3 protein-coding genes are annotated in these 3,189 nt (G+C 52.9%); all 3 read right to left on the bottom strand.

The annotated features are described in order from the left end of the window. A partial coding sequence (locus tag H6F43_RS01860; RefSeq protein WP_277879846.1) for a DICT sensory domain-containing protein occupies positions 1 to 950 on the bottom strand: 950 nt, incomplete at its 3' end. A 479-nt stretch (positions 951 to 1,429) separates the two neighbouring features. Then, positions 1,430 to 1,951 (bottom strand): BON domain-containing protein, encoded by a 522-nt coding sequence (locus H6F43_RS01855; RefSeq protein ID WP_190340319.1) that lies wholly within the window; start codon positions 1,949 to 1,951, stop codon positions 1,430 to 1,432. Positions 1,952 to 2,200: 249 nt separating this feature from the next. Next, a complete protein-coding gene (locus H6F43_RS22080; protein WP_190340318.1) occupies positions 2,201 to 3,169 on the bottom strand; it encodes a DUF2382 domain-containing protein in 969 nt (322 codons plus the stop codon). Positions 3,170 to 3,189 lie beyond the last annotated feature (20 nt).

The following is a 3,189-nucleotide window of genomic DNA, read 5'->3' as shown; positions in this document are numbered from 1 at the left end:
GTGATTAGCGAACTCTGGCGATCGCACTCTTTGGCAATGAGTTCCATGTAGCGCTGGCGCTGCGGTGGCTTCAGACTCGATGAATTCAGCAGCGTTAACGCGGTCTTGATGGTTGTCAGCGGTGTGCGTAGCTCCTGCCCCACGTTGCTGAGAAATTCGTCTTTCGATCGGACAGCGTTAACTAACTCCTCATTTTGCACTTGCAGAGACTCAGCAACTTCCGCCTGCTTGCGGTACAGGCTACTGCGTTGCCATATGTCTTCCTGTTTCTGAAGTTGCTTACTAAACAGGTGCTCCAGCAGTGACAGATTGGATGATTCTGCAAGCAGGTCTACAATGCGATGCTGCCAGTGGGCGATCGGGTCGGCGATCGACACCTCTAAGCCTGACTGAACCCGTGGCGCGCTGAGTACCTGCTCCAATCCATTGATCAACAACTGAACGCGATCGGCCTCAAACACAGAAAGCGTCATCAGCGATTGCCGCTTGTCCTGATTGTCGTCCGCTCCGCTGTCGGCTGTGCGTACCCGCTGCGCCAGAATTCCACCCTGAAACGAGGCTGACCAAACCAGCAGAAAATATTCGCGCCGAATCGGGTTGTCTAATGGTAGCGACAGCGTGATCACATCCGACGCGGCTGATGCACCTCGATCGCCGTCGAGAGTGCTGAGACTTAACCGTGAGGCTGCCACGTCGTCAACGCTTTCTTCCCGCTGGTTCTTAAACACGTAAAGCGTCTTGGCAATGTCCGCGAACGATCGATAGCGGTCTAGCTCAATCTGCCACGCTTCACCTCTTGGAAGTTTGACCCACAGAACGGCGTCGATTTGCTGCTCAATTAACACGTCGATCAGGGTGCTAACGAGCGACTTAAACGTAACGGCACTGAGCTGCACAACGGGCGGAGACGGCTCTGCACTAAGTGCTAGCTCAACGAGAGAGGTATTCAAGGACAACGGTGAATTCATGGACAGTGAGGAGGTCACACAATTGAACAAATTGGAACTCATGACGAATTTGCATCACAGTCCGTTCATCAGCCTATAGCAGTCCCCATAGTTGTGAACGGTTGAATTGGTCGCTCTAGTCAGTCATCAGTAGACCTACGGGCTACGGAAGACTGAGCATTGACCGCTCGCTCACCCTTTAATCAGATTGCTGTAGCGACAATTGTAGAAAACTGCTGAAATTCTAGCCTTGTAGCGATCGAATCTGTCACCTTCATTAATGAAGATGCAACCGCTAAAAGTGTTGATTTGTTGAATCTGAGCGGAATATGACGTTTTATTGCAAAGATGAGAGCAACACACAACCTCCTTGAAATTATGCTGCAAATAGGCAACAGAGTACAGATGATGCATCATCTGTACTCTGTTGCTTGTTGGATCTAAGTTGTGAGTAAGGATCTAAGACAGTCCCTAACGCAGAACTATTTACCCGTTTGCTGCTGAAGCGGAACTGAAGAGCCAGGTTTAGCAGGATCAGGTTTCGCTGCCTTTTCTACTTTTGCTTCGACAATAACCTGTTTCACGCCGCCAATATCCTTGGCGATCGGCTCAATTTTGCTAAGCTGCTGCTCGTTGACTACAGTGCCCGACACTTTGACAACGCCGTCTTCCGCATCAACTGCTAACTGGCTAGCTGGAAAGTTTGCCTCTAGCTTCGATCTCACTTCGCTTTTGAGGTCGGCGTCGCTGCGGTTCTCCTGCTTGCCCTCGTTTAGCGCGTTGTTGCGCTCCTCGCGCGATCGGATGTCCGAGTTCAGCTGACGACGACGCACCTCGCTCGTCGCATCATTCTGGTTAGTCTGGGCGGTCGATTTATCCATACCTTGGTTCGCCGCCTCTGACGTGGTGTTGGGAGTGCTGCTGCTAGTGCGTGCAGCATCGTTGCAGGCAACGGTACCCAGTAGTAGCGCACCACTAAGAAATAACAGAGAAATCCTATTCATAGTTCTTGATAATTCAAATTGAAAAGAGTAAAAAGTTGATCGGTGAGACGTGCAGGGCGCGTCCTGATTGACTGACAAATCGTTTGCTCAAATCGCTGAAGACCTCTCCCTACCCCTCTCCTCGCAAGAGAGGGAACTAGAGGTTCGTCTGGCTCCCCTTTCCGTGTCGGAGAGGGGCTGGGGGAGAGGTCTTCCGAAGTTTTGTCAGTCAATGAGGGGCGCGTCTCACCAATGATCCAGAGAAGTTAGTTAAACGCGCTTGTGCAAGTCGCTGTCAGGAGTCGTATCCACCACAGGATGTCCTTCCGTACGAATATCGAGTTCTTCGCGACGCAGCGTTTCTTGAGCATCAACCATCTGATGCTCAACTTCCTTGCGAAGCGTCACTTCTTCCCGCACAAAGGCTTCTTTACGGACATCTGCTGTTTCTTCATAGACCTCAACGCGAGCGACTTCTTGATTGAATGCCGTATTAGGATCTACCGTAGCTGCAGAGTCCACTGCAACCCGCTCAATTACCACCCGCTCCCGCTCGACGGGAACTTCTACCCTGGCAGTCTCGGTTTCAACCCGCTTACCCAGCGCGACTTCGCCCGTTTTAACCCGCTGCTTATCGGCAATGAGTCGCTCCTCGTACAGTCTGACCGATTCATCATCGCTGAGGGCGCGAGGACTAGCATCTGCGACAGGAGTTGCGACGGTTTGCGATCGATTCACAGAGGCGGTTGTAGTAGCTGCGGTAGCTGTGGTGGTTGTGGTAGCTGCGGTAGCTGATGTGTCATAGACGCGCCACGCTTCAACACCGCTGCGGCGCAGACCTGCCTCCGCCTGAGCAATTTCCTCAGCAGATCCATCTACAACAACGAGATACTCACCCCGAGAAACACGATCGCCATAGTCCTTGGCTTCCCGCTCCGGAATGCCTAGACCAACGAGTGCACCACCCAGTCCGCCAGCCACTGCGCCGATCGCGCCACCCGAGAGCGCTGTAGCCAAGGCGGTTCCAGCCGCTCCTGCCAGCATTACGGGACCAATGCCCGGAATCGCCAACAGTCCTAGCCCGACTAGCAAGCCCGTAACACCGCCAACCGTTCCACCCGTTACCGCTCCCGCTTTTGCACCATCATCCGCTTTGTTGCCGTGGTGATCGCGTACGTCTGCACCCATAAACTTCTTCGAGCGATCGGTGTCCTTACCAACGATGGAAACTCGATCCATTGGAAAACCGCTGCTTCTCA

This window comes from Leptolyngbya sp. FACHB-36, assembly GCF_014695955.1.
GTDB lineage: Bacteria > Cyanobacteriota > Cyanobacteriia > Leptolyngbyales > Leptolyngbyaceae > FACHB-36.
The sequence above is the reverse complement of the archived record's forward strand: the minus strand, read 5'-3'. Positions and strand labels throughout refer to the sequence as shown.

Excerpts from the sequence above, each read along its gene's own strand:
- H6F43_RS01855 (WP_190340319.1), bottom strand. The coding sequence starts at position 1,951 with ATGAATAGGATTTCTCTGTTATTTCTTAGTGGTGCGCTACTACTGGGT.
- H6F43_RS22080 (WP_190340318.1), bottom strand. The coding sequence starts at position 3,169 with ATGGATCGAGTTTCCATCGTTGGTAAGGACACCGATCGCTCGAAGAAG.